Origin of the sequence: Microbacterium sp. NPDC089189, assembly GCF_040685095.1 — a bacterium.
GTDB lineage: Bacteria > Actinomycetota > Actinomycetes > Actinomycetales > Microbacteriaceae > Microbacterium.
Genome location: NZ_JBFBHG010000001.1, coordinates 70,359 through 93,683, shown reverse-complemented (window position 1 = coordinate 93,683; position 23,325 = coordinate 70,359). Strand labels below are relative to the sequence as shown.

The window sequence follows — 23,325 nt, the reverse complement described above, 5'->3', positions numbered from 1 at the left end:
CGGCGTCACCAGTCGGCGGGCAGCGACGCACCGAGTGCACGCAGCGGAGCCGAGGCCTTCAACGCCACCTCGGCGACCTCGGCCGCCACGCGCGACGACCACGTGATGCCGCCGCCGGCGCTGACCGAGGCGCCGCCGGGATGCGTCACGACCGTGCGGATGGTCATGGCGAGGTCGAAGCACCCATCAGCGCCGACCCACCCGAAGCAGCCCGAGAAGGCGCCGCGGGGCAGCTGCTCCTCGGCGTGGAGGAGGGTCATCGCCGAGAGCTTGGGCGCGCCGGTCATGCTCCCGGCGGGGAACGCCGCGTCCCAGAGGTCGCCGAGGGTGGCGCCCTCGTTCGCGCGACCGCTGACCGTGCTCACGAGCTGGTGCACGGCCGGATAGGTCTCGACCTCCAGCAGCCGATCGACGCTCACCGACGCCGGATCGCACACCCGCGCGAGGTCGTTGCGCATGAGGTCGACGATCATGACGTTCTCGGCTCGCTCCTTCGGGTCGGCCGCCAGCTCGCGCGCCAGCCGCTCGTCCTCCTCCGCCGTGGTGCCACGGGGCCGCGTGCCCTTGATCGGATGCGTCCGCACGCGGCCGTCGGCGCCGTGCAGGAACCGCTCCGGACTGGCGCTCACCAGAGACGTGTCGCCGGTGCGGATGAGAGCGCCGTGGTGCGAGGGCGACGCGGCGCGCAGCCCGGCGTGGACGGCGGCGGGATCGACGTCGCCGTCCACGTCGAACCGCGTCGTGAGGCAGAGCAGATACGCGTCACCCCGGCCGATCGCCTCGATGCAGGAGCGGATGCGGTCGGCATAGGTGGCCGCCGAGACACGGGCACGGGCGCGGATGCCGCGGTCGCCGAGGGGCACCGCCGGGCGCGGGGGCGGTGCGTCCTCGAGACGGTGCGCGAGAGCGCGCGGGTCGTCGCCGCCCGCCCAGACCCGACGCCGGGCGTGATCGAACGCCACCAGCTCGGTGATCCGCATCCACTGCGGGTCCGGCACCGCGGCGGCGGCGACGGGAGCCCCGGCCGCGCGAGCGCCCGCTTCGTACGACATCCAGCCGATCCACCCCTCCCGCAGGGGCCCTGCCGGGTGGTCGGGTGCGGCGTGACGGGCCACGGGCACCGCGCGCACCTCGTCGAGGGTGGCCGGTACCCCGCGACCGACCCAGCTCCAGCCCGAGCCGGCGTCGGGTCCGGCATCGAGCCAGAACGCGTACGCCTCGTCTGCGAACAGCGGGTGGACGAGCTCCGGGTCGATCCAGCGCGCGAGCGGCACGGGGGCGGGGGCGGGCACACTCCCAGGCTAGTCACCCGCGCCCCCTCTAGGCTCGGACGGGTGAACGAACTGCTCACCGGGATCCTCGACGCCGTTCGTGATGTCGACCCGGTACTGCGCGTGTTCATCGCCGGCATCGCGATCATGCTCGAGACGAGCGTGCTCATCGGGCTCATCGTGCCGGGCGACACGATCGTCATCGTGGCCGGCACCGCGGTGGACGGCCCCCTGCAGGGTCTCTTCCTCGGAATCGCCGTCGTGGTGGGATCGCTCCTCGGCGAGACGCTCGGCTACGTGCTGGGCCGCTACCTCGGGCCGTGGCTGCGCCGATCGCGCCTCGGGCGCCGCATCGGCGAGGAGAACTGGGCGCGCTCGGAGCGCTACCTGGAGCGGCGCGGCGGACCGGCGATCTTCATCTCCCGCTTCCTTCCCGTCCTGCACTCGTTGGTGCCCCTCACCGTGGGGATGGCCGGCTACTCCTACCGCCGCTTCCTGGCGTGGACGGCGCCGGCCTGCCTGATCTGGGCGACGCTGTACATCAGCGTGGCCGCGGCCGCGGCGGGCACCTACCGGGAGCTCGCCGACCGCATCCATTACGCCGGCTACATCTTCGTCGGCGTCATCGTGCTGTTCCTCGTGCTGGTCGTCATCGGCAAGAAGATCATCGAGCGCGTGGAGCGTCGTCACATGACCGAGGAACCGCAACCCCGAGAGGGCGGCGCGGCGAACGTGGAAGACTGAGGCCGTGGCCGAATCCCCTCGTCCGACCCGTCCCGACAAGATCCTCTGGTTCGCTCGTCTGGAGCGCCGCTTCCACGCCTGGCGTGAACGCGGCGCCCGTCGGCGCGGCCGGACCCCCGCTCTCACCGCCTTCCCCGGGTACGGGTCGGAGCGCTGGGTGCGTGTGCTCGGGCGGGTGGTGATCCCGCCGGTCGGACGCGACAAGGGCGAGTACGCCGGCGTGCGGGGCTGGCGCAGCTTCGCCGCCGTGCCGGTGGCCTCGGCCGAGGTCACCGTCCAGATCGGCGACACCTCTCATCGCGTCATCGCCGACCGGGGCGGCGTCGTCGACACGGTGCTCCCGGCCCGGCTGGCACCCGGCTGGCAGACGATCACCGCGTCGGTCGAAGGCGGCCCGTCCGCGACCCTGCGCATCCTCGTGGTGTCCGACGACGCCCGCTTCGGGGTCGTGTCGGACGTCGACGACACGGTCATGGTCACGGCACTGCCGCGCCCGTTCCTCGCCGCGTGGAACTCCTTCGTGCTCAACGAGCACGCCCGGCAGCCCGTGCCCGGGATGTCGGTGCTCCTCGAGCGCGTCACGCAGGAGAACCCGAGCGCCCCCGTCATCTACCTCTCCACCGGAGCCTGGAACATCGCTCCCACGCTCTCGCGGTTCCTCCGCCGACACCTCTTCCCGCCCGGTGCGATGCTGCTGACCGACTGGGGCCCCACCCACGATCGGTGGTTCCGGTCCGGCCAGGAGCACAAGCGGACGAACCTCGACCGGCTCGCCAGGGAGTTCCCCGCCATCACCTGGTTGCTCATCGGCGACGACGGGCAGCACGACGACGCCCTCTACACGGCGTTCGCGGGCGAGCACCCCGACCAGGTGGCCGCTGTGGCGATCCGCCGGCTGACGCCCGCCGAAGCCGTCCTCGCCGGTGGTCGCACGGTCGTCGACGATCACTCCGCGGCCTCCGTGCCCTGGGTGAGCGGCGACGACGGCGCGGCGCTCCTCGACCGCCTCGCCGAGGTCGGCGTGCTGCGTGGGGGAACCCACGCGTAGGCTGAACGCATGTGCGGTCGGTTCGTCGTTGCGAATGTCGCGTCCGAGCTCGTGGGCGTGTTGCGCGTCGATGTGACGAGCCCCGACCTGCCGGCGCCCTCGTACAACGTGGCGCCGATGGCGACGGCGGCGATCGTGCTCGATTCGGCGAAGACCGATCCGCCGACGCGGCGCCTCGAACCCGCCCGGTGGGGGCTCGTCCCCGGCTGGGCCAAAGACCCGAAGATCGGCGCGCGCGCCTTCAACGCCCGCGCGGAGGAGCTCGAGGACAAACCGATGTTCCGCGCCGCCCTCATCAAGCGGCGCGCCGTGGTTCCCGCCACGGGGTACTACGAGTGGAAGCACGAGGGCGACACGAAGACGCCCCACTTCATCCACCCCGCCGACGGCAGCCCGCTCTTCCTCGCGGGGCTCTACGAGTGGTGGAAGGATCCCGCCCGTGCCGACGACGATCCCGCGCGCTGGGTGCTCTCGTTCACCGTCCTCACGCGCGACGCGATCGGTGACCTCGGCTCGATCCACGACCGGATGCCGCTCTTCCTGGATGCCGATTTCGCGGACGCCTGGCTCGACACTGACACCGAGAACGTCGGCGATGTCCTGGATGCCGCCATCGACGCCGCCCCCGATGTGGCCCGGTCGCTCGACGCGTTCCCGGTCGACGCCGCCGTCGGCAATGTGCGCAACGACTCGCCCGACCTCATCCGACCGCTCGCCTCGTGAGGGTTCCGAGCCGGATCCGGTGCCGTCGGTGAACGACCGCGTGCTCCCCGCCGACCAGTGGCGCGCTCTCGAGGGCGCCCACGCCGAGCGCGCCGATGCCCTCACCGCCGGGCGCCGCCACCGCGCCGCGCGCGGCGAGACGCACCCGGTCGACGACTTCCTCTTCACCTACTACTCCTACAAGCCCGGCCTCCTGCGGCGGTGGCACCCGGGGGCGGGCGTCGTCCTGGCCGACGCACCCGAGCGCCGGGGATGGCGCGGCTACACCGCCGACAGCGGCGCGGCCGACGGCGTGCGCGTCGATGCGCCGACGATCGCCCGCGAGAAGGACGCGCTGCTGCGGGGGATCTCGTTGCTGCTGCGGAGCACGGCCCAGCGCACCGCGCAGTTCGGATGCTTCGGGCTGCACGAGTGGGCGATGGTCTACCGCTCCCCCGACCCCCGCCACACGGTTCCGCTGCGGCTGGGGGCCGCCGGGACCGACGCGGTCGTCGAGAAGCACGACCTGCGATGCACCCACTTCGACGCCTTCCGGTTCTTCACCCCCGACGCTGTGCCCCGCAACAGCACGTCGCTCGACCGGGCGTCGCAGCACGCCCGCGAACAGCCGGGGTGCCTGCACGCCGGCATGGACCTGTACAAGTGGGCGATGAAGCTGGGACCACTCGTGCCCGGCGACCTGCTGCTCGACGCCTTCACCCTGGCCCGCGACATCCGCGAGCTCGACATGCGGGCGTCGCCCTACGACCTGCGCGCGTGGGGGTACGAGCCCGTCGAGATCGAGACCGCTGCCGGCAAGAGCGCGTACGGCCGCGCGCAGCGCGCCTTCACCGAGCGGTCGGGCCCGATCCGTGCGCGCCTGCGAGGGATCGCCGACGACGCGCTGGCCACCCTGCACGTCGAGACCGCGGCGACTCCGGTCGCGTAGGCGGCGCCGCGCCTCGCACCGCCGTCAGCCGGCGACACCGCCCGCGGGGGCTTCTGCGCGCGGCAGCAGCACACGCAGCGAGAACCACTCGCCCTCGTGCCCGAGCGAGACCGAGCCGCCGTGCTTCTCCACCGCGGCCTCGATGTTGCGCAGTCCGTAGCCGTGCCCCTCGCCGTCCTTGCGCGTGACGATCCGCCCGTCCCGTCGGCGGAGCGTGCCGTCGTAGGTGTTCTCGACGCGCAGCATCACGAAGTCGTCGTGCGCGAACAGCGAGAACTTCACGGTGCGTCGCTCGCGTTCGGCGACCCGCGCCGTCGCCTCGAACGCGTTGTCGAGCGCGTTGCCCACGATGGTCGTCACATCCAGCGGCGGCAGGAAGTCGAGCAGGCGTCCGTCGGCGACGACCGCCATCGGGATGTCGTGCTCGCGGGCGTACATCTGCTTGCCGGTCAGCACCGCGTCGAGCACCGCGTTGCCGGTGCGCACGCGCGCGCCGTAGTCGCGCAGGGACGTCTCCAGATCGTCCAGGATGCGCGAGCGCGACTGCGGGTCCTGCTCGGCGCGGATCGCGTCGAGGTGGTGCTTCATGTCGTGGTACTTGCGATTGACCTCGTCGATCGCGCGGCGCGAGATCTCGTACTGGTCGTGCTGGCTCGTCAGCAGCCGCGCCATGGCCTCGGCCTCGCTGCGCGATTGCAGGTTCCGACGCACCTCGTGCTGCACGTACAGGGCGATGTACCCGCACAGGTCGACGAGGGTGCGGATGTAGAGGATCTCGAACCCGAGCCGGCCACTGAACGGCGTGGACGAGTTCACGAAGCTCAGGTTGGAGATGCCGAACGTCGCCGCGGCGATCGCGAGCGCGCCGACGAGGTCGGTCCTTCCCACCTCCACGTGGGACCCCCGCGGCATGTGGCGTTGCTCCACGAGCCACGCCAGCGTCAGGACGACCGCGTAGACGAGCACGAGGAGCGCGCTCTTCACGAGCGGCTCGGCGTCCGCGTAGAAGCGATCCAGCTGCCAGTGGATGGATGCGGTGAGCTCGGCCAGCACGAAGGCGCGCGCGGTGAGGTAGCCGGCGGTGACCGCCGACACGCGCAGCACCGCGAACAGCAGCGCGAACATCGCCGCCACCGCCACCAGCATCCCCGGGATCCAGAGGGTCACCGACACCGCTCCGGCCGCCCACTGGACGCCGAGCAGCAGCGCGAGTCCCCCCAGCACGGTCAGCACGGTCGGCAGCCACCGCATCCGTCGCGCCACGATCAGCACGAAGACGAGACAGGCTCCCCATTCGGCCAGGGCTGTGTAGGTGCGCGGGATGTCGGCGACCGCGTCGGCGACACCGTTCACGCCGTGATGCCCTTGGACCCGATGTAGGCGGCGAGGGCGGCGAGGAACTCCTTCTTGCGGGGCCGGCTCACCTGCAGACGAACGCCGCCGCGTACGCGGCAGTCGTTGCCCTCGACGCCCGTGACGTGACGGAGGTTCACCAGATATCCGCTGTTGCAGCGGAAGAAGTCCTCGTCGGCGAGCTCCGCCTCCATCGACTTCAGGGTCGTCACGACGACGTGGTCGCCGTCGAGGGTGTGGATGATGACGTGGTGCTTCGCGCTCTCGAGATACAGCACGTCTGCGACGTCGATGCGGTGGCGGTCGCCGTCCGACGACGAGAACAGGATGTGACGACGCTCGCGGCGGCGCAGACGCACCAGGCAGCGGGCGAGCTCCTGGTCGAACACCGGGTAGGTCACCGGCTTCAGCAAGTAGCTGAGCGCGTCGACCTCGTAGCCGCTGATCGCGAACTGCGGCGAGCTGGTGACGAAGAGGATCAGCACCTCGCTGTCGACCTCGCGGATGCGGCGCGCCGCCGTCATGCCGTCGACCCGCTCCATCTGGATGTCCAGCAGCAGGATGTCCCAGTCGGGGCGGTAGTCCTCGATGATGTCGCGCCCGTCGCGGAACGCACCGATGTGGAAACGCTCGCCGTGCTCGCGCTGGAAGCGGTCGAGGTGCGACAGCAGACGGTCGATGCTCGCCGGGTCGTCCTCGACGACGCCGATCCGGATCATCCCGTGCTCCTCTCCCCCGCCATCCTCGTCCTAACTGAATCCAACCACCCGTCGCGCCACCTGGTACGCCAGCGACGTCACCCGGCGCCCCGCCTGGCCCGGCAGGTTGCTGCTGGTGCCGATGAAACTGCGCCGCATCCGCGTGTACACCCAGGGGTTCTCGCGCTTGACGTGCCCCCAGAACTCGTCGCGCTGGGCCAGGTGCGCGGCGGTGCCTCCCCGGGCGAGGGTGGCGGAGGTGATGGCGCAGAGTCCTTCGATGTAGTGCAGGAGCGCCGCGTACAGCTGCACAGGCACCTCGCCCGCCGCCACGCGTTCCGGGGAGGGCAGGCCGTGGAGGGCGAGCTTGTTGACGAGCAGCTGCTGATCGACGCGCGCGACCATCACGTCCATGTCGACGGACTGCCCCGGGCGCCCGATGAAGTAGTGGTAGAGCGAGACGGGCAGATAGTACATCGTGCGGACGTGCGCGAGCGGACGCACCACGTACAGGTTGTCGACGTAGAACGTGTGGCGCGGCAGCGAGAGCCCCGCGGCGCGCAGCAGCGACGTGCGGTAGATGATCGCGTGCATCATCAGGTACTGCCGCTTGCCGAAGCGCTCGGTGTGCTCCCAGCCGAAGACGCGCATCGCCGGGAAGACCGAGTCGAAGCGCGAGGTGCGGTTGTTCTTGCCCACCCGGTCGTGCACGAAGTCCGTGAACAGAGCGTCGACGCCGCCCGCGGGCTCGAGCGCGGTGAGCGTATCGAGCACCGCGGCCAGCGCCGAGTCATCGAGCCAGTCGTCGGCGTCGAGCACCTTGAGGTAGCGACCGCGCGCGTGCGCGATGCCGGCCTCGATCGCCGCGCCGTGGCCGCCGTTGTCCTGATGGACGACGCGGATGCGGTCGGGATGACGCGCCGCGTAGATGTCGGCGAGGGGCCCCGTCGCGTCTGTCGAGCCGTCGTCGACCACCACCACCTCGACGTCGGCGCGCGCACGCGTCAACGGATCGAGCGCACGACGGAGGTACTGCGCCGTGTTGTAGGCGGGGACGACGACGCTCAGCAGCGGCGCGGGGCCGCTCGTCATGCCGGGGTGCCGCTCGTGAGCGTCGGCTCCTGCACCTTCTGACGGAAGATGACCTTGAAGATCGGGTAGAACACCCAGAATGAGATCGCCGCATTGATGATCATCGTGAGGACGTCCGCTGCCACGGCGCCGGTGGCGCCCCATCCCCATGTGTTCATAAGGAGATCGTAGATGGGCGCCTTGTAGAAGCCCTGCGCCGCGGCGGCGATGAACGTGATGACCACGTACGCGAGGGCGTACCAGGCGGCCGCGACCCAGATCGACGTGTTCGACTTGAACGTGATGTTGCGCTGCAGGAAGAAGTTCAGCACCTGCGCGATCAGCAGGGTGATCTGCACGGCGAGGAAGTACGACAGTCCGCCGCCGCCCTCGGGCAGGGGGCCCGCGGCGTAGTCGAACATGTAGTACTGACTGCCGTCGACGTTGGACCCCACCGGCAGCACCTGGAACGACACGTTCATCAGGTTCGTGAACGAGTCGAGCACCCAGCGCGCGACGGGCATCATGCCCAGCTGCAGCACGGTGACGCCGTTGGAGAGGATGAGGAACATCAGGAACTTCGACCACTCGGGGTGCCGCTCCACGAACCTCGTCCAGCGGGTCTTGATCGCGGTGAACATCACCGGCTCCTTCCTGCGCGCCGGCTGACGGAGGCAGCGGCGCGGAATGTCTCTCGGGTGTGCTTCTCGAGGCGGCGCCCGCGCAGGTAGGCGATGAGGACCGCCCCCATGCCGCGGAACGTCCGCCCGTTCACGAGCGTCAGGACGGCGTCGGTGAGCCGGCGCGTCGCGAGACCGCCGCTCATCTTCGACAGCACCCGGAACGGCGCGTTGAACATGAAGAGGATGTTGAGGTCGGGGTGTCCCGACGCATCGGCTTTCCGCCGGCGACGGTCGACGATCCCGAACGCGAAACGCGCCGTCCTGCTGCGCGCCGTGCTGATGCGGTCGATCGGATCGTTGTAGCCCAGCGGACCCGATCCCCATTCGGCGCTCGGCACGGGGCGTCCGAGCAACGCGGCGAAGTCGGCATCGGTGACGTGACGCACGTCCGCCCGCCGGTAGGCGTCCGGTTCGACCGGAGCGCTCGTCTCCGCCGCGGTGCCGTCGACGGCGAGGGTCGTGCTGAGTGCCAGGTCGACGCAGCTGTGGCCAACCGACACCCGGTACTCGCCGGGCTCGACCCGCCACTCACCGCCCGCCACGTCGAAGTAGCGGAACGCGCGGTCGCCGAGGGCGATGGTGACCTCCTCCGAGGCGCCCGCGTCCAGACGCACCTTGACGAAGCCCTTGAGCTCGCGCTGCGGACGGTGCACGCCGCTCTCGCCCACACGGCCGACGTACAGCTGCACGACGTCCGTGCCGGCGCGCTCACCGGTGTTGGTGACGGTCACGGTGGCGACGCCGTCCACGAGGCGCAGATCGGAGTAGGCGAACGTCGTGTACCCGAGGCCGAACCCGAACGGGAAAGCGACGTCGGCGTCCGTGGCGTCGTACCAGCGGTAGCCGACGAAGAGCCCCTCGCGGTACTCCGCGGTGCGCTGCGTGCTCGGGAACACGCCCGCCGTCGACGCGTCGGCTCCGCTGCGCGGGATCGACTCCGCCAGACGACCGCCCGGGGCGACGATGCCGGTGAGCACGTCGGCGATGCCCGAGGCCCCCGCCTCGCCGCCGAGGTAGGCGTGGATGAGGGCCGTCGTGTCGGACAGCCAGGGCATCTCGACGACGCCGCCGGCGCTCAGCACGACCACCACGCGGGGGTTGACCGCGGCGACGGCGTGCAGCAGCGCCACCTGGTCGGCGGGCAGCGCGAGGGTCGTGCGGTCCATCCCCTCGGACTCTGCGGTCTCGGGCAGGCCCAGGGCGAGGACGGCGACGTCGGCGGACGCGGCCAAGCGCGTCGCCTCGGCGATCAGGTCGCGCTGCTGCACGCCGTCGCGGCGGAAGCCCTGCGCGCGGCCGACGACATCGAGGACGCTCTCCTCGAGCGCATCGGCGAGCGTCGAGACCCGGCGCGCGTTGACGAGCGACGATCCGGCACCCTGGTACCGCGGTTCCGTCACGAAGTCGCCGATGAGAGCGACGCGTGTGGCGGGCGCGAGAGGAAGGATGGCGTCCTCGTTGCGCAGCAGCACGGCGGATTCGGCCGCGGCGCGACGCGCGAGCGCCTGGTGCGCCTCGACGTCGACCGTGGCGCGCACGGCACGCGCGGTGACGCGCTCGACCAGGTCGAGCACCTCCCGCACGCGCGCGTCGAGGTCGGCTTCGTCCAGCGTGCCGGCACGGACGGCTGCGACGATGTCCCGTGCCGAATCGAAGCCCGGCGACGGCATCTCCAGGGTGCCGCCGGCGCGGACGGCCGCGGCGGCGTCGTTCCCGCCGCCCCAGTCCGAGATCACGGCGCCGTCGAAGCCCCACTCCTCGCGGAGGATGTCGGTGAGCAGGTGGGCGTTCTCGTGGGCGTAGGCGCCGTTGATCAGGTTGTACGAGCTCATGATCGCCCACGGCTTCGCCTCGCGCACCACGATCTCGAAGGCGGTCAGGTAGAGCTCGCGGAGCGTGCGCTCATCGACCACCGAGTCGCTCACCATCCGGCGGAGCTCCTGGCTGTTGACGGCGAAGTGCTTGGGGGTCGCGGCGACGCCCTCCGACTGGATGCCGCGCACGTACGCGGCCGCGAGGCGCCCGGAGAGCTCGGGGTCCTCGGAGAAGTACTCGAAGTTGCGCCCGCCGAGCGGGCTGCGCTTGATGTTCAGGCCCGGGCCGAGGAGCACGTGCACGCTCTGCTCGGATGCTTCCCGGCCGAGGGCGGCGCCGATCTCGCCCGCCAGCTCCTCGTCCCAGCTGTTGGCGACCGTGGCCGCCGTCGGGAAGCAGGTCGCCGGCTCCGAGCCGTTGATGCCCAGGTGGTCGGCGGAGCCGACCTGCTTGCGCACCCCGTGGGGGCCGTCCGCCATCCAGATCGGCGCGATGCCGAGGCCGGGGATCTCACGGGTCTGCCAGGTGTTCGCACCGCTGAGCAGCGCCGCCTTCTCGAGGAGGGTCAGCGCCGCGACGGCGTCGTTCGCGTCAGTCACGATCAGGTCTTTCTGTTCGGGGCCGGGAGAGCGTGTCTCCCGGCCCCGTCCGGTTGTCGTTCCGGATCAGGCGGGGGTCGCCTCATCCGTGATCACTGCGGGGCGGTTGCGGTGACGGCGGAACCGCACCACGATCCACACCACGGCCGCGGCGAGCAGCAGGGCGAGGACGACCGTGACGACGGTGACCCAGACCTCCCACGCGGCGGGCTGGTAGGCCAGCGTCGCGCCGGGCGCCATGCCGTTGACCGCGTTCGAGTTCGCCACCGTGTACAGCACGTTGTGCGCCGCGTAGCGGATGTTCGACTGCGCGTACGCGCTGTCGATGTCCTCGACGGTCTTCGTGCCGGCGAAGGTCAGCATGTGATCCGTGCCGCGTGCCGCCCAGGCCTGGTCCACGTACAGGTACGGGTACAGGTTGAAGTCGGTGATCGCGAAGCCGGTGAAGCCCCACTCCTCCCGCAGCACGTCGTGCATCAGCGCCGCCGACCCACCGGCCCAGACGGCCCCGATGCGGTTGAACGAGCTCATCATGGCCGTCGCACCGATCTCGGTGGTCTGGAGTTCGCCGTTCTCGTCGTAGGTCGTCAGCTCACCCGAGGCGTCCTTCACGATCATCTCGAAGGGCTTGAGGTACACCTCGCGGATCGTCTGCTCGGTCGCCCACGTGGCGATGCCGTTGCCGTTGACGCGGTTGGTCTCCTGGTCGTTCATCGCGAAGTGCTTGGTGAACGAGTAGACGCCCTTGGTGAGGGCCCCGTCCACGGCTGCCGTGGCGAGCACGCCCGAGAGCACCGGGTCCTCCGAGTAGTACTCGAAGTTGCGACCCGCGAAGGGCGAGCGGTGCAGGTTCGCCGCGGGGGCGTACCAGCCGTTGGCACCCATCGTGAGTGCCTCGTTGCCGATCGCGACGCCCATCTTCTCGGCCAGCTCCGCGTTCCACGTCTGCCCGAGCAGGTACTCGGACGGGAAGGCGGTGCCGGTCCAGAGGTCCGGGTTGATGAACGAGCTGAAGCCGGCGGGGCCGTCGAGGTCGTTCGTGCGGATCTTGCCGATCTCCGGCAGGCCGGCCGTGTTGTACGCGCCGGAGGTGAGCATGTCGACCACCTCGTCCAGCTCGAGCTGGTTCAGCAGGTCGTCCCACGCCGGGTCGTCCCAGGCGAGACCGCGCAGGTCGATCAGCGACAGGTCGCCGTCGGCGCCCCAGGTCGGGGCCTCGACATCCGGGTTCTCGGCAGCCGCTGCGGCCGCGTCGTACGGGGCGAAGGCCGCGATCGTGGCCTCGCTCGCCTCGAAGTCGGCACCCTCGGGAGCCGTCGGGAAGGTCCCGGCGAAGTCGGCGCGAGAGAACTCGGTCACCGCCCCGTCGGTGAACTCGGCCGTGACGTCCGCGAACTGGTTCGTGGCCGGGGTCTCGTCGCTCGCACGGCCGTCGCTGTAGACGACCGTCTCCGCGACGGTGTAGTCGATCGGCGCGGTGCCGGCGGCCACGGTGTGGGAGTCGGTCTGCACCTTGATCTGATAGGTGCCGGCGTCGAGCGTGTACGCGCCCTCACCGGTGCTGTCGTACGAGGCCATCTCCTCGACCGGGATGCTGAGCGTCAGCGTCTCGGAGGCACCGGCCTCGAGCAGTCCGGTCTTGGCGAAGTCGCCGAGCACGACCGAGGACTTCTCGATGCCGCCGGGCGTGTAGGGAGCGGTGTAGTACAGCTGCACGACGTCCTTGCCCGCCACGTCGCCGGTGTTGGTCACCTCGACGTCGACCGAGATCTCGCCGTCGACGGCGCCGAGCTGCTGTCCGGTCACCTCGTAGGAGAAGTCCGTGTAGCTCAGGCCGTAGCCGAACGGGTAGACGACGGCCTGGTCGTAGTCGAGGAAGCCCTCGACCGCGGCGGTCTCGTAGTAGCGGTAGCCGACGTAGATGCCCTCTTCGTAGTCCACGAAGTAGGCGTCGTCGACGTTGGTGTACGCATAGTCGCCGAAGTTGACGAACGTCGGGTCGGCGGTGAAGTCGCGCGAGAAGATGTCGACCGTGCGGCCCGAGGGGTTGATCTCACCGCTCAGGATGGGGCCGAGCGCGTTGAAGCCGTTCACACCGGGCGAGCCGGCCAGGATCACGCCGTCGATTCCCTCGTCGTCCTGCAGCGGGCCGAGCTCCATCGACGTGGATGCGTTGACCACCACGACGACGTTCTCGAAGTTCGCCTTGGCGAGCTCGATCAGGTCCTTCTCGTCCTTGTTGAGCTCGAGCTGGTGCTGGCCGGCCTCGGCGTTCTCGTCCCAGGCCTCCATGTTCGTGGCCAGGTCGCCGCCTTCGCCGCCGCCGCGTCCGATGACGATGACCGCCGCGTCCCCGAACTCGGCGAAGCTGTCGAGCGATGCCGCGGAGTAGTCCGCGACCGGCATCTCACCGATGTTGTAGTTGGACTCCTCGGGCTTGTCCATGACGATGTTCGTCCGGCCGCCCTCGGCCGCGGGGTTCGCCTCGGCGAAGGCCGCGAGCTGGTCGTAGACGGTGCCGTTGACGGTGAAGCCGCCGTTCTCGACACCGGCGCGGATGTTGACCGCGGTGCGGGTGTCGGCCGTGCCGGAGCCGGAGCCGCCGTAGACGGGGTCTGCGGCGCCACGGCCCAGCAGCGTGATGCTGCCGGTCGCGAGGGGCAGGGTTCCGTTGTTCTTGACGAGGGTCATGCCCTCCTGCGCGATCTCTTCGACGATCGTGGAGGAGGCAGCCTTCGCCTCGTCCTGCGTCGCGTAGTCGGCGGTGTAGTACGCGGTGTCGAGCTCGGCCCCTTCAGCGGTGTTGCTGATCTCGTAGGTACCGGCGCCCATGTACGACTCGATAGCTCCACGGAACATCCCGATCGCGATGTTCGCACCGATGGCCACCACGGCCACCACTGCAACAATCGGGATCCAGATCGCCAGGAACTTCTTGTTCGACATCGGCCGCTTAGCCGTCGTGGAACTCACTGTGTTCTCCTCTGTGTGCAGACCTCCGTCGGTGGAGGCCGGCACCGTGCCTCGGCGCAGCGGTGCCAGAAGCCATTCCACCCGCGGTCCGCGGGCTCTCCGGCGCACACGGAGAATCTGTCGCTTTCACCGCATGAACTGTCGCCCCCATCGGCTCACCCGACGCATCCCCGACGGGGACGCGCCCCGGGCGCCGCGCGGATCAGCCACCGGAGCCGACGCCGACCACGGTCATGACGCCGACGAAGATCACGACCCACGCGGCGAGCAGCAGCAGGTGCCCCGCCGCCGGCACGATCATGCCGATGATCGCCGCCGTCCTCGCCCGGGCGCGCCGGACGAGAGCGACGATCCCGACGACGATCGCGGCGATGCCCGACAGCCACGGCAGCAGCCCGACGAGCGCGCGCACGGGGCTGTCGTAGGCCAGGACGAGCGCGTTGTTGAGGACGAATCCGAGGATCGTGAGCACGGGACTCGCGACTCCCAGCCCCAACGTCACGTACGACAGGGTGGCGGATGCGGGCGGGCGCGGCGTCGGCGGGGTGGCGGCGAGCCAGCGCTGCCCGGACGGAGGAACGGGGGCGGTCATCGTGCGTCCTCCTCGGTGGGAACCTCGGCGGGCGTGTCGCCGGTCGCCACGGCCTCGGGCACCTCACCCGCTCGGTAGCCGGGCAGGCGCGTGGCCGGGACGATCGCCAGGGCGCTGACCCCCGCCAGCACCAGCAGCCCGATCTTGAGGGCGCGCAGACGCGCGTCCTCGTTGAGCGCGACCGCCGCATCCACCTGCGCCGGTGTCGCATCGGTCGCCGCCAGCACGGCGCCCAGCCGATCGTTGCTGACGAAGGTGACACTGTCGAGATCGACCTGCGAGACGAGTTCATCGGGCAGCTCCGGGTCGGCGGCCAGGGCCGCCGTGATGTTCGCGCTCAGGATGCCGACGAGCAGAGCGCCCGCAACGGCAGTGCCGACGGCCGAGGCGAGGTTCTGCGTCGTTCCCCGCACGGACCCGACGTCACCGGCCAGCTCCTTGGGCGATGCGGTCACCAGCACGTTGAAGACCAGGGTCACCAGCGCCCCCTGCCCGATGCCGAAGACGACCAGACCCAGGATCGTGGGAAGCGTCTCCCAGTTGTTCGTGACCACGAACGCCAGCCAGAGCAGCGCCGCCGTCGTCAGGCCGAACGAGAAGACGGCGATCGTCCGGGGCGGGAAGCGGCGGTAGAACCGCACGACCACCATGGCGGTGAAGAAGACCGTCAGGTTGAAGGGCAGCATCGCCAACGAGGTGTCGAACGGCGTGCGCCCCTGCACGATCTGGATGTAGAGCGGGATCGTGAAATTGAGCGCGGCCTCCAGGCCCACCACGATGAACATCGCGTACACCGCGGCGCGCTCACGCGAGGACGCGAACACCGACACGCTCACGAGCGGCACCTTGCCGGCTGCCGTGCGCCGCCGCGTCCAGACGAAGAACGACTGCACCAGCACCAGCCCGACCACGATCAGCACGGGCGCGGGCGAGAGTCCGAGGATGTCGAACGGGGCTTGGGGGTCGGCGGTCAGCAGACCCCAGCCGTTCAGATTGTTGACGCCGAGGGTGAGCGAGACGATACCTGCGCCGATGAGCACCGCGGCGACGACATCGATGCGGATGGCGCGGTTGCCGGGCGCGCTGCGCAGCCGGAAGCTCAGCAGGAAGACCGCGATCGCGAGCAGGAGCACGACCACGAAGACCTGGCGCCAGCCGACGAGGGTCGCGAGCGTGCCGCCGATCAGGAAGGCGCTCACGCCCGCGAGGGCGCGCGCGGATCCGAGCGAACCGATCGCGGTCTCCTGCTGGCTCCCTCGGTAGTTCTCGGCGATGAGGGCCACGAGCGAGGGCACGATGATCGCGGCGGCGGCCCCGGCCATCGCCTGCGCCGCGATGACCCACGCGACGCCCGGCGCGGTGATCATGAGGACGGCCGAGGCGGCGAAGAGGGCGATGACGATGCGGAACATGATCACCCAGCCGACCCGCTGGCCGATCTTCGCGCCCACCATCACGAGCGCCGCCACGACCAGGCCGTAGGTGACGATCGCCGTGCTCACGTCCGTGGGGGCGACGTCGAAGCTCTCCACCATCCCGCCGAGCGACACAGGGAGAGCCGAGACGTTGTACGACATCAGGATCTGGGCGAGGAACAGACCCGCCATGGGCACCCAGGAGGCGCGAGGGGCCTCGGTCGTGCGCGCTGCGTCGTTCATCCCGGGTTCTCCTGGTTCGTGTGGGGTGCGGAGGCGAAGATGTTGAGTCCGAGCGCCCGCGACAGGTACGCGGTCGCGATCTGCCCTCGCACGCTGTTGCCTGCCGAGTCGAGCCGGGGCGCGTAGGCGCCGATGCCGACCTTGCCGGGCGCGACCGTCACGAGGCCCCCGCTCACACCGGACTTGCCGGGCAGGCCGATCTCGAACAGCCACTCCCCCGAACGCTCGTAGAGACCGCTCGCCGCGAGCACGGCCAGGGTGTCGCGGCACACCGTCGCCGAGACCACGCGCACGCCGGTGACCGGGTTCACCCCGCCGTCGGCCAGCGTCGCCCCCATCACCGCGAGGTCCCGCGCATCGATCGACACCGCGCACTGCCGGGTGTAGATGTCCACGGCCTCATCCGGGTCGCTGCGGATCCGCCCGTAGCTGGCCAGCAGCTCGGCGATCGCCGTGTTGCGCCCGTTCGTCGCCATCTCGGAGCGGTAGACCTCGTCATCGATCGTCAGGTCACGTCCGGCGAAGCGCGAGAGACCGGCCCGGATGAACTCCCACCGCTCGGTGGCCGTTGCGCCGGGAACCAGGGCGGTCGTCGCGATCGCGCCGGCGTTGACCATCGGGTTCATCGGATGACCGTCGTTGAGTTCGACGGCGATGACCGAGTTGAAGGGCAGTCCGGTGTTGTTCACGCCGACCGTGTCGAAGACCTCTTGGTGTCCGAGCTGCCCGCACACGAGCGCGTAGACGAATGCCTTCGAGATCGACTGGATGGAGAACGTCCGGCGCGTCTGACCCACCTCGTGGAGTCCGCCGTCGACATCCGCGACGCACACCCCGAAGGCCTCCGGATCCGCTTCCGCGAGGATCGGGATGTAGTCCGCGACCGTGCCCTCGGTGTGCACACGAGCACGGTCGTGCGCCGCCGCAAGGAGGTCGTCGATGCGCGCCGTCTCGGGCACCTCGCCCGTCGCCGCAGCCTGAGGCACATCCTCGACGTCGAGTTCACTCTCCCGCATGCTGCTCACCGTAGCCCCCGGTGCGACGGGGCGCGATCGAACTCTCGGAGAAACGACGAAAGCCCCGGTGAAACCGGGGCTTTCATCTCATTCGGTGGACCTGAGGGGACTCGAACCCCTGACCCCCTGCATGCCATGCAGGTGCGCTACCAGCTGCGCCACAGGCCCTCCGTCACCCGTTCGGGCAACTCGTACAGCTTACTACATCCGCCGCGCTGCGACGAAATCGAGCCCGCTGTCAGTCCTCGGCGCGCGCCGGCTCCGGGAGCTCGATCGGCACGGTCGGGCAGTCCTTCCACAGGCGCTCGAGCCCGTAGAACGTGCGCTCCTCCTCGTGGAAGACGTGCACGACGAGGTCGCCGAAGTCGAGAAGCACCCAGCGGGACTCCGCGCGTCCCTCACGGCGCACGCGCTTGACGCCGCTGGCGAGCAGCTGCTCTTCGATCTCATCGGCGATCGCGGCGACGTTGCGCTCGTTGCGGCCGGTGACCAGAAGGAAGATGTCGACGAGCGGAAGCGGGTCCGACACGTCCAGCGCGACGAGATCCTCGCCGCCCTTCGCGTCGGCCGCACGTGCGGCGATCTGCAGCGCCTGAACGCCTGCGTCGGTGGCTGTCATGAGACAAGTCCTGTCGTTACGGCGAAGACGAGCACCCCGACGAGGGCGAGGGCCAGCGCGCCGGCGGTGATCGCCAGCAGCACCATGAGCCTGCTCCCCTTCTCGGGCGCCGGCGGACGGATGATCTCGTCCGCGCGCTTCACGGTGGAAATCGCGGCGCTTGCCGCGATGGGGGTCGGGGAGGATGCGGCGGGGAGCTCCCCGTCGATGAGGACGGCGTCCGCGTCCTTGCCGTCGGTGGTGCCCGGTCCGTGCCCGCGCGAGCCCAGGCCCTCGGGAAGCGCGAAGGTGCCCGTGATGAGCACCTCTCCGGTCGCCGTGATCGGAGACGTCAGTCCCGCGGCCGGCGTCTGCGAGAGGATCAGCGCATTCGGGGTGAGCACCGCACCCGTGCTGGCGCTCTCACGCGTCAGCAGGTGGTCGAACGACGGCGGCACCGGGGCTTCGGCCACGCGTCCGTCGAGGAGCGCGGACCCGAGCTGCGGCGACACCGTGGCCACCGGCTCGTCCGCGGCGAGGGCCGCTTCGGCGGCGAGCAGCGGCGTCTGGTCGGCCGGGCGCTCGTCGTCGGCGGGAGCGAGCGTCGGCGCGTCGCGCTTGGCGGACTTCGCCGCCTTCTCGCCCTTCGCGGGCTTGTCGCCCTTCGCCGGCTTCTCCGGCTTCGCGGCCTTCTCCTCCGCCTCGGACGGCGTCGCCGCCGCGGCGGCGGGCACATCGGGCGCAATGACCGGCACGGATGCCGTGCGGATGCGCTCCTGCTCACGCGCCTGGCGGCGGGTGAGCGGCGAGACGCCGAGATCGACGCTGGCGTCGGGGCGCGGGGCCGCCGGCACGACCGCAGGAGCGGCGGCGCGGGGCAACGGCGCGGGCGTGACCGGCGGCGCGGCAGGCTCGTCGGGCGCCGCAGCGGCGTCGTTCGCGGCCGCCGTGGCTTCGTTGGGCGTCACGATGGGGGTGGATCCGGTGTGCCGGATCTCTCGCAGCTGTCGCCGTGTCAGTGACGGCCCGCTGGGCTGATCGGGGTTGCTCATGCCTTGCTCCGGTAGAGGTGGTGCTTCGCAATGTACTGGACGACACCATCGGGGACGAGGTACCACACCGGTTGTCCGGAACGGACCCGATTCCTGCAGTCCGTCGACGAGATCGCGAGGGCGGGGATCTCGAGCAGACTCACGTTCTCCGTCGGCAGTCCCGCGGCACTCAGGGGGTGGCCGGGGCGGGAGACGGCGACGAAATGGGCGAGATCCCAGAGTTCATCATGGTCCCTCCAGCTGAGAATCTGCGCCACGGCATCGGCACCGGTGATGAAGAAGAGCTCGGCGTCGGGCCGCTGCTCCTTCAGATCACGCAGCGTGTCGATCGTGTAGGTGGGACCGGTGCGGTCCATGTCGACGCGGCTGACGCTGAAGTCCGGGTTGGATGCGGTCGCGATCACCGTCATCAGATACCGGTCCTCGCTGGGCGAGACGGTCGTCTTCTGCCAGGGGCGCCCCGTGGGCACGAACACGACTTCGTCGAGTCCGAACGACGACGCGACCTCGCTGGCGGCCACGAGGTGGCCGTGGTGGATGGGGTCGAACGTTCCGCCCATGACCCCGATCCGGGGCGCACGGGTCGTCATCACGTCGGCGGAGGTCAGTGTCCGTGTCCGTGCGGCTGCAGGTCGGCGGCGTGCTTCTCGGCGTACACGGCGGCCTTGTGCGCGTGGCGGTTGGCCACGTTGCGGTAGGACAGCGTGACGAGGCCGAGAGCGGTGAACACGACAAGCGCGACGATGCCGTACCCCACGGTCTCGAGCGCCACGTTTCCGTGGTGCTCGGCTTCCTCGGCTACGAGGGCGAGGGTCAGCGCAAGGCTCATCGGGTCTCCGTTCGATCGGCGGGCGCGCGCACGCGTTCCCAGCTTAGTCGGTCAGCCGCGCACCTGCCCGGAGCCGCGGACGACCCACTTGGTGCTCGTCAGCTCGCGCAGCCCCATCGGGCCGCGGGCGTGCAGCTTCTGCGTCGAGATGCCGACCTCGGCGCCGAAGCCGAACTCGCCGCCATCCGTGAACCGCGTCGAGGCGTTGGCCATGACGACGGCCGAGTCGACCTCGGCCAGGAACCGCTCGGCGGCCGCGTCGTCGTCGGTGATGATCGACTCGGTGTGATGCGTCGAGTAGCGGCGGATGTGATCGAGGGCGTCGTCCATGTCGTCGACGACGCGCATCGCGATGTCCAGGCTCATGTACTCGGTCGCCCAGTCCTCCTCGGTCGCCGGCACGATGCCGTCCGCCAGCCGTACGACCGCATCATCGCCGTGCACCGTGACCCCGGCGGCGTGGAGCGCAGCGACGACGGGCGCCACGATGCGCTCCGCCGCACCGGCGTGCACGAGCACCGTCTCGGCGGCGTTGCAGACACTGGGGCGCTGGGCCTTGGCATTCACGACGATCGAGGACGCCCGCTCGAGCGGAGCGCTCTCGTCGAGGTACACGTGGACGACGCCGGCGCCCGTCTCGATGACCGGCACCGAGGACTGTGTGACCACGGTCTCGATGAGCTGCGCACTGCCGCGCGGCACCAGCACGTCGACGATGCCGCGGGCGTTCATCAGCTCCGTCGCACCGTCGCGCCCGAACGCATCGAGGGTCTGGATCGCGTCGGCATCCACCCCGTTCTCGGTGAGGGCGGAGCGCATGGCGGCCACGAGAGCGGCGTTCGTCTGCTCGGCGGCGGTGCCGCCGCGGAGCACGACCGCGTTGCCCGAGCGCAGCGCGAGCGCGGCGATGTCGACGGTCACGTTGGGTCGAGCCTCGTAGATCGATCCCACGACACCGAACGGCACCGACACCTTCTGCAGGTGGAGACCGTTGGGGAGCGTCTTCTCCTCGAGCACGCGTGCGACCGGGTCGGGAAGACCGGCCACCTCGCGCACCGCCTCGGCGAGAGCACCCACGCGGGCTTCGTCCAGCGTCAGGCGGTCGAGCAGCGACGCGCTCAGACCGCTCTCGGCGCCGCGCTCCAGGTCGACGCGGTTGGCCGCCACGATCTCTTCGGAATCGCGATCGATGGCGTCCGCGATGGCGCCGAGGAGCGCGGTCTTCGCCGCGTCGTCGAGACGGGCGATCTGCCGCGAGGCGCGCTGCGCGAGCAGCATCCGCTCCCGCGCGCCGAGAGTGGTGACGGTCATCGCGTCAGTCTATCGACGCACGCCCACCGGGCCGGTGACGCCCGGCGCCTCCGGTTCGGGGTTGGGCTCGAACCACGTACCGACGTCCGCCCCCGACAGCGCCTCGCTGACGAGGTCGATGCTCGTGACGAGCACGCCGACCCCGGCCGCGGCGGCCAGCGTCGCAGCCGACACCTTCGTCGCCGCTCCCCCGGTGCCGATGCTGTTCACGACGGCGGAACCGAACTGGTACTGCGCGAGGTCGTCCCCGTAGCGCACGTCGTGGATGGGCTCGGCGCCCGGCTCGTCCGGCGGACGCGTGTACAACGACACGATGTCGCTGAGCAGCACCAGCGCGTCCGCGCCGATCAGCTGCGCCACGAGCGCTCCGAGGCGGTCGTTGTCTCCGAAGCGGATCTCGTGGGTCGCGACGGTGTCGTTCTCGTTGACGATCGGCAGGATCCGCAGCCCGAGCAGCCGTTCCATCGCGCGTCGCGCGTTGGAGCGGTGCGTCGGGTTCTCGAGGTCGCCCGCGGTGAGCAGCACCTGGCCGGCCACGATCGCGAACGGCCGGAGCGCCTCCTGGTAGCGGTAGACAAGAACGTTCTGCCCCACCGCGGCGGCCGCCTGCTGGGTGGCGAGGTCGGACGGCCGGGTGTCGAGCGCTAGGAAGGGCATGCCCGTGGCGATGGCGCCGGAGGACACCAGCACGACCTCGGAACCACGCGCGTGGGCCTCGGCGAGTGCGTCGACGAGGGGCTTGATCTTGGTCGCGTTCTCGCCGCTGATCGACGACGAGCCGACCTTGACGACGATGCGTCGGGCGCCCGCGAGCTGCGCGCGGGTCGCCGCCGTCACTCCTCGTCCCGGGCGATGCGCTCGGATTCGAGCTCGGCGCGGGCGGCGGCCTTCGCGTCCATGCGGTCGTGGTAGCGCTCGCGCCGCTGCGACGTGGTGCGCCGCGGGTTGAGGTCGAGACGCGGGTCGGTGCCGCGGGGCGCCGTCATCAGCTCGGCGGCCGAGCTGAGCGTGGGGTGCCAGTCGAACACGACGCTGTCGCCGGTTCCGATGAGCACGGTGGCCCCCGCGGTCGCGCCGGCCCGGAAGAGCTCGTCCTCGACGCCGAGCTTGTCGAGTCGGTCGGCGAGGAAGCCCACGGCCTCCTCGTTCTGGAAGTCGGTCTGCTGCACCCACCGCACCGGCTTCTCGCCGAGGATGCGGTACACCGGTCCGTACGTGCCGCCCTCGACGCGCACGCTGAACTCCTTCTCGGAGCCCTTCGGGCGGATGACGATGCGCTCGGGCGCCGGGGTGGCGGCCACCTCCACGCGGTGGCGGGCGATGATGTCCGCCAGGGCGAACGACAGTTCGCGCAGGCCGGAACGACTCACCGTCGAGATGTCGAAGACGCGGTAGCCGCGCGCTTCGAGCTCGGGGCGCACGAGATCGGCGAGATCCTGGGCCTCCGGGACGTCGACCTTGTTGAGCGCGATGACCTGCGGGCGATCGAGCAGCGGCGTCTGGCCCTCCGGGACGGGGTACGCGGCCAGCTCGGCGAGGATGACGTCGAGGTCCGAGATCGGGTCGCGACCGGGCTCGAGCGTCGCGCAGTCGAGGACGTGGACGAGCGCGGTGCAGCGCTCGACGTGACGGAGGAACTCGAGGCCGAGGCCCCGACCCTCGCTGGCGCCTTCGATGAGGCCGGGGACGTCGGCGACCGTGTAGCGGATGTCGCCCGACTGCACCACGCCGAGGTTCGGGTGCAGCGTCGTGAACGGGTAGTCGGCGATCTTCGGGCGCGCCGCCGAGAGGGCCGCGATCAGACTGGACTTCCCCGCGGAGGGGTAACCGACGAGCGCGACGTCCGCGACGGTCTTCAGTTCGAGAGCGACGTCGCCCTCCCACCCGGGCGTGCCGAGCAGCGCGAACCCGGGCGCCTTGCGCTTGGGGGACGAGAGCGCCGCGTTGCCGAGACCGCCCTGGCCGCCGGGGGCGACGACGAAACGGATACCGGGCTCGACCATGTCGATGAGGACGGAGCCGTCCTCATCCTTGACGACCGTGCCCACGGGGACGGGAAGCTCGATCGCGGCACCGGCGGCGCCAGAGCGGTGATCGCCCATCCCGAAGCCGCCGTTCTCGGCGGTGCGGTGCGGCGAGTGGTGGTACGACAGCAGGGTGGTGACCTGCGGGTCGGCCACGAGCACGACGTCGCCGCCGTGTCCGCCGTTTCCGCCGTCGGGGCCGGCCAGCGGCTTGAACTTCTCGCGGCGCACCGACACGCAGCCGTTGCCGCCCTTACCGGCGCGCAGATGCAACGTCACTCGATCGACGAACGTGACCATGTGGGCGCCCTCCCGGGGATGACGCGAGGGGCGGGCCTA

The 23,325-nt window shown here is 70.6% G+C and carries 21 protein-coding genes and 1 tRNA gene; 4 read left to right on the top strand and 18 right to left on the bottom strand.

What is annotated here, in order from left to right:
- Window positions 1-5: 5 nt before the first annotated feature.
- Window positions 6-1,292 (bottom strand): anthranilate synthase component I family protein, encoded by a 1,287-nt coding sequence (locus tag AB0N73_RS00470; RefSeq protein ID WP_363559229.1) that lies wholly within the window; start codon window positions 1,290-1,292, stop codon window positions 6-8.
- A gap of 42 nt (window positions 1,293-1,334) precedes the next feature.
- Here AB0N73_RS00470 and AB0N73_RS00465 point away from each other — a divergent pair, with 42 nt between their 5' ends.
- From AB0N73_RS00465 to AB0N73_RS00450, 4 genes are read left to right on the top strand one after another with little or no spacing between them, the layout of a single operon-like run.
- Window positions 1,335-2,015 carry a DedA family protein gene (locus AB0N73_RS00465; protein WP_363559227.1) on the top strand — a complete coding sequence of 227 codons (681 nt, stop codon included), beginning with the start codon at window positions 1,335-1,337 and terminating at the stop codon, window positions 2,013-2,015.
- 4 nt (window positions 2,016-2,019) lie between these two features.
- A complete protein-coding gene (locus AB0N73_RS00460; RefSeq protein WP_363559225.1) occupies window positions 2,020-3,063 on the top strand; it encodes a phosphatase domain-containing protein in 1,044 nt (347 codons plus the stop codon).
- 9 nt (window positions 3,064-3,072) lie between these two features.
- On the top strand, window positions 3,073-3,786 hold the full coding sequence (locus AB0N73_RS00455; protein ID WP_363559223.1) for an SOS response-associated peptidase: 714 nt from the start codon (window positions 3,073-3,075) through the stop codon (window positions 3,784-3,786).
- A 28-nt stretch (window positions 3,787-3,814) separates the two neighbouring features.
- The gene (locus AB0N73_RS00450) at window positions 3,815-4,714 is read left to right on the top strand and encodes a 3-methyladenine DNA glycosylase (protein WP_363559221.1); all 900 of its coding nucleotides are present in this window, start codon (window positions 3,815-3,817) and stop codon (window positions 4,712-4,714) included.
- 24 nt (window positions 4,715-4,738) lie between these two features.
- On the opposite strand, the gene AB0N73_RS00445 is transcribed toward AB0N73_RS00450, so the two are convergent.
- The 17 genes from AB0N73_RS00445 to obgE form a co-directional block, all read right to left on the bottom strand.
- Window positions 4,739-6,067, bottom strand: a complete 1,329-nt coding sequence (locus tag AB0N73_RS00445; RefSeq protein WP_363559219.1) for an ATP-binding protein — start codon at window positions 6,065-6,067, stop codon at window positions 4,739-4,741.
- Window positions 6,064-6,786, bottom strand: coding sequence for a LytTR family DNA-binding domain-containing protein (locus AB0N73_RS00440; RefSeq protein ID WP_363559217.1), 723 nt, complete (start codon window positions 6,784-6,786; stop codon window positions 6,064-6,066). Before AB0N73_RS00440 ends, AB0N73_RS00445 begins: the two co-directional genes overlap by 4 nt.
- A 30-nt stretch (window positions 6,787-6,816) precedes the next feature.
- Window positions 6,817-7,857, bottom strand: a complete 1,041-nt coding sequence (locus tag AB0N73_RS00435) for a glycosyltransferase family A protein (protein ID WP_363559215.1) — start codon at window positions 7,855-7,857, stop codon at window positions 6,817-6,819.
- Window positions 7,854-8,477 (bottom strand): hypothetical protein, encoded by a 624-nt coding sequence (locus tag AB0N73_RS00430; RefSeq protein WP_363559213.1) that lies wholly within the window; start codon window positions 8,475-8,477, stop codon window positions 7,854-7,856. The genes AB0N73_RS00435 and AB0N73_RS00430 overlap by 4 nt, the downstream gene beginning before the upstream one ends.
- Window positions 8,477-10,933, bottom strand: a complete 2,457-nt coding sequence (locus tag AB0N73_RS00425) for a glycoside hydrolase family 3 C-terminal domain-containing protein (protein WP_363559211.1) — start codon at window positions 10,931-10,933, stop codon at window positions 8,477-8,479. Before AB0N73_RS00425 ends, AB0N73_RS00430 begins: the two co-directional genes overlap by 1 nt.
- Window positions 10,934-10,999: 66 nt before the next feature.
- The gene (locus tag AB0N73_RS00420; protein WP_363559209.1) at window positions 11,000-13,906 is read right to left on the bottom strand and encodes a glycoside hydrolase family 3 N-terminal domain-containing protein; all 2,907 of its coding nucleotides are present in this window, start codon (window positions 13,904-13,906) and stop codon (window positions 11,000-11,002) included.
- Window positions 13,907-14,108: 202 nt separating this feature from the next.
- Window positions 14,109-14,498 carry a hypothetical protein gene (locus tag AB0N73_RS00415; RefSeq protein WP_363559207.1) on the bottom strand — a complete coding sequence of 130 codons (390 nt, stop codon included), beginning with the start codon at window positions 14,496-14,498 and terminating at the stop codon, window positions 14,109-14,111.
- The gene (locus AB0N73_RS00410; protein WP_363559205.1) at window positions 14,495-16,156 is read right to left on the bottom strand and encodes an MFS transporter; all 1,662 of its coding nucleotides are present in this window, start codon (window positions 16,154-16,156) and stop codon (window positions 14,495-14,497) included. The genes AB0N73_RS00415 and AB0N73_RS00410 overlap by 4 nt, the downstream gene beginning before the upstream one ends.
- A complete protein-coding gene (glsA, locus tag AB0N73_RS00405; RefSeq protein ID WP_363559203.1) occupies window positions 16,153-17,172 on the bottom strand; it encodes a glutaminase A in 1,020 nt (339 codons plus the stop codon). Before glsA ends, AB0N73_RS00410 begins: the two co-directional genes overlap by 4 nt.
- Before the next feature lie 95 nt (window positions 17,173-17,267).
- Window positions 17,268-17,340, bottom strand: a tRNA-Ala gene (locus tag AB0N73_RS00400).
- A 70-nt stretch (window positions 17,341-17,410) separates the two neighbouring features.
- Window positions 17,411-17,791 (bottom strand): ribosome silencing factor, encoded by a 381-nt coding sequence (gene rsfS / locus AB0N73_RS00395; RefSeq protein WP_363559201.1) that lies wholly within the window; start codon window positions 17,789-17,791, stop codon window positions 17,411-17,413.
- Window positions 17,788-18,822, bottom strand: coding sequence for a hypothetical protein (locus AB0N73_RS00390; RefSeq protein ID WP_363559199.1), 1,035 nt, complete (start codon window positions 18,820-18,822; stop codon window positions 17,788-17,790). Before AB0N73_RS00390 ends, rsfS begins: the two co-directional genes overlap by 4 nt.
- On the bottom strand, window positions 18,819-19,412 hold the full coding sequence (gene nadD, locus AB0N73_RS00385) for a nicotinate-nucleotide adenylyltransferase (protein ID WP_363559482.1): 594 nt from the start codon (window positions 19,410-19,412) through the stop codon (window positions 18,819-18,821). Before nadD ends, AB0N73_RS00390 begins: the two co-directional genes overlap by 4 nt.
- 14 nt (window positions 19,413-19,426) lie before the next feature.
- On the bottom strand, window positions 19,427-19,651 hold the full coding sequence (locus AB0N73_RS00380; protein ID WP_363559197.1) for a hypothetical protein: 225 nt from the start codon (window positions 19,649-19,651) through the stop codon (window positions 19,427-19,429).
- Between the two features lie 51 nt (window positions 19,652-19,702).
- Window positions 19,703-20,962, bottom strand: a complete 1,260-nt coding sequence (locus AB0N73_RS00375) for a glutamate-5-semialdehyde dehydrogenase (protein ID WP_363559195.1) — start codon at window positions 20,960-20,962, stop codon at window positions 19,703-19,705.
- 9 nt (window positions 20,963-20,971) lie between these two features.
- Window positions 20,972-21,799, bottom strand: coding sequence for a glutamate 5-kinase (gene proB, locus AB0N73_RS00370; RefSeq protein ID WP_363559193.1), 828 nt, complete (start codon window positions 21,797-21,799; stop codon window positions 20,972-20,974).
- On the bottom strand, window positions 21,796-23,286 hold the full coding sequence (gene obgE / locus AB0N73_RS00365) for a GTPase ObgE (protein WP_363559191.1): 1,491 nt from the start codon (window positions 23,284-23,286) through the stop codon (window positions 21,796-21,798). The genes proB and obgE overlap by 4 nt, the downstream gene beginning before the upstream one ends.
- Between the last annotated feature and the right edge of the window lie 39 nt (window positions 23,287-23,325).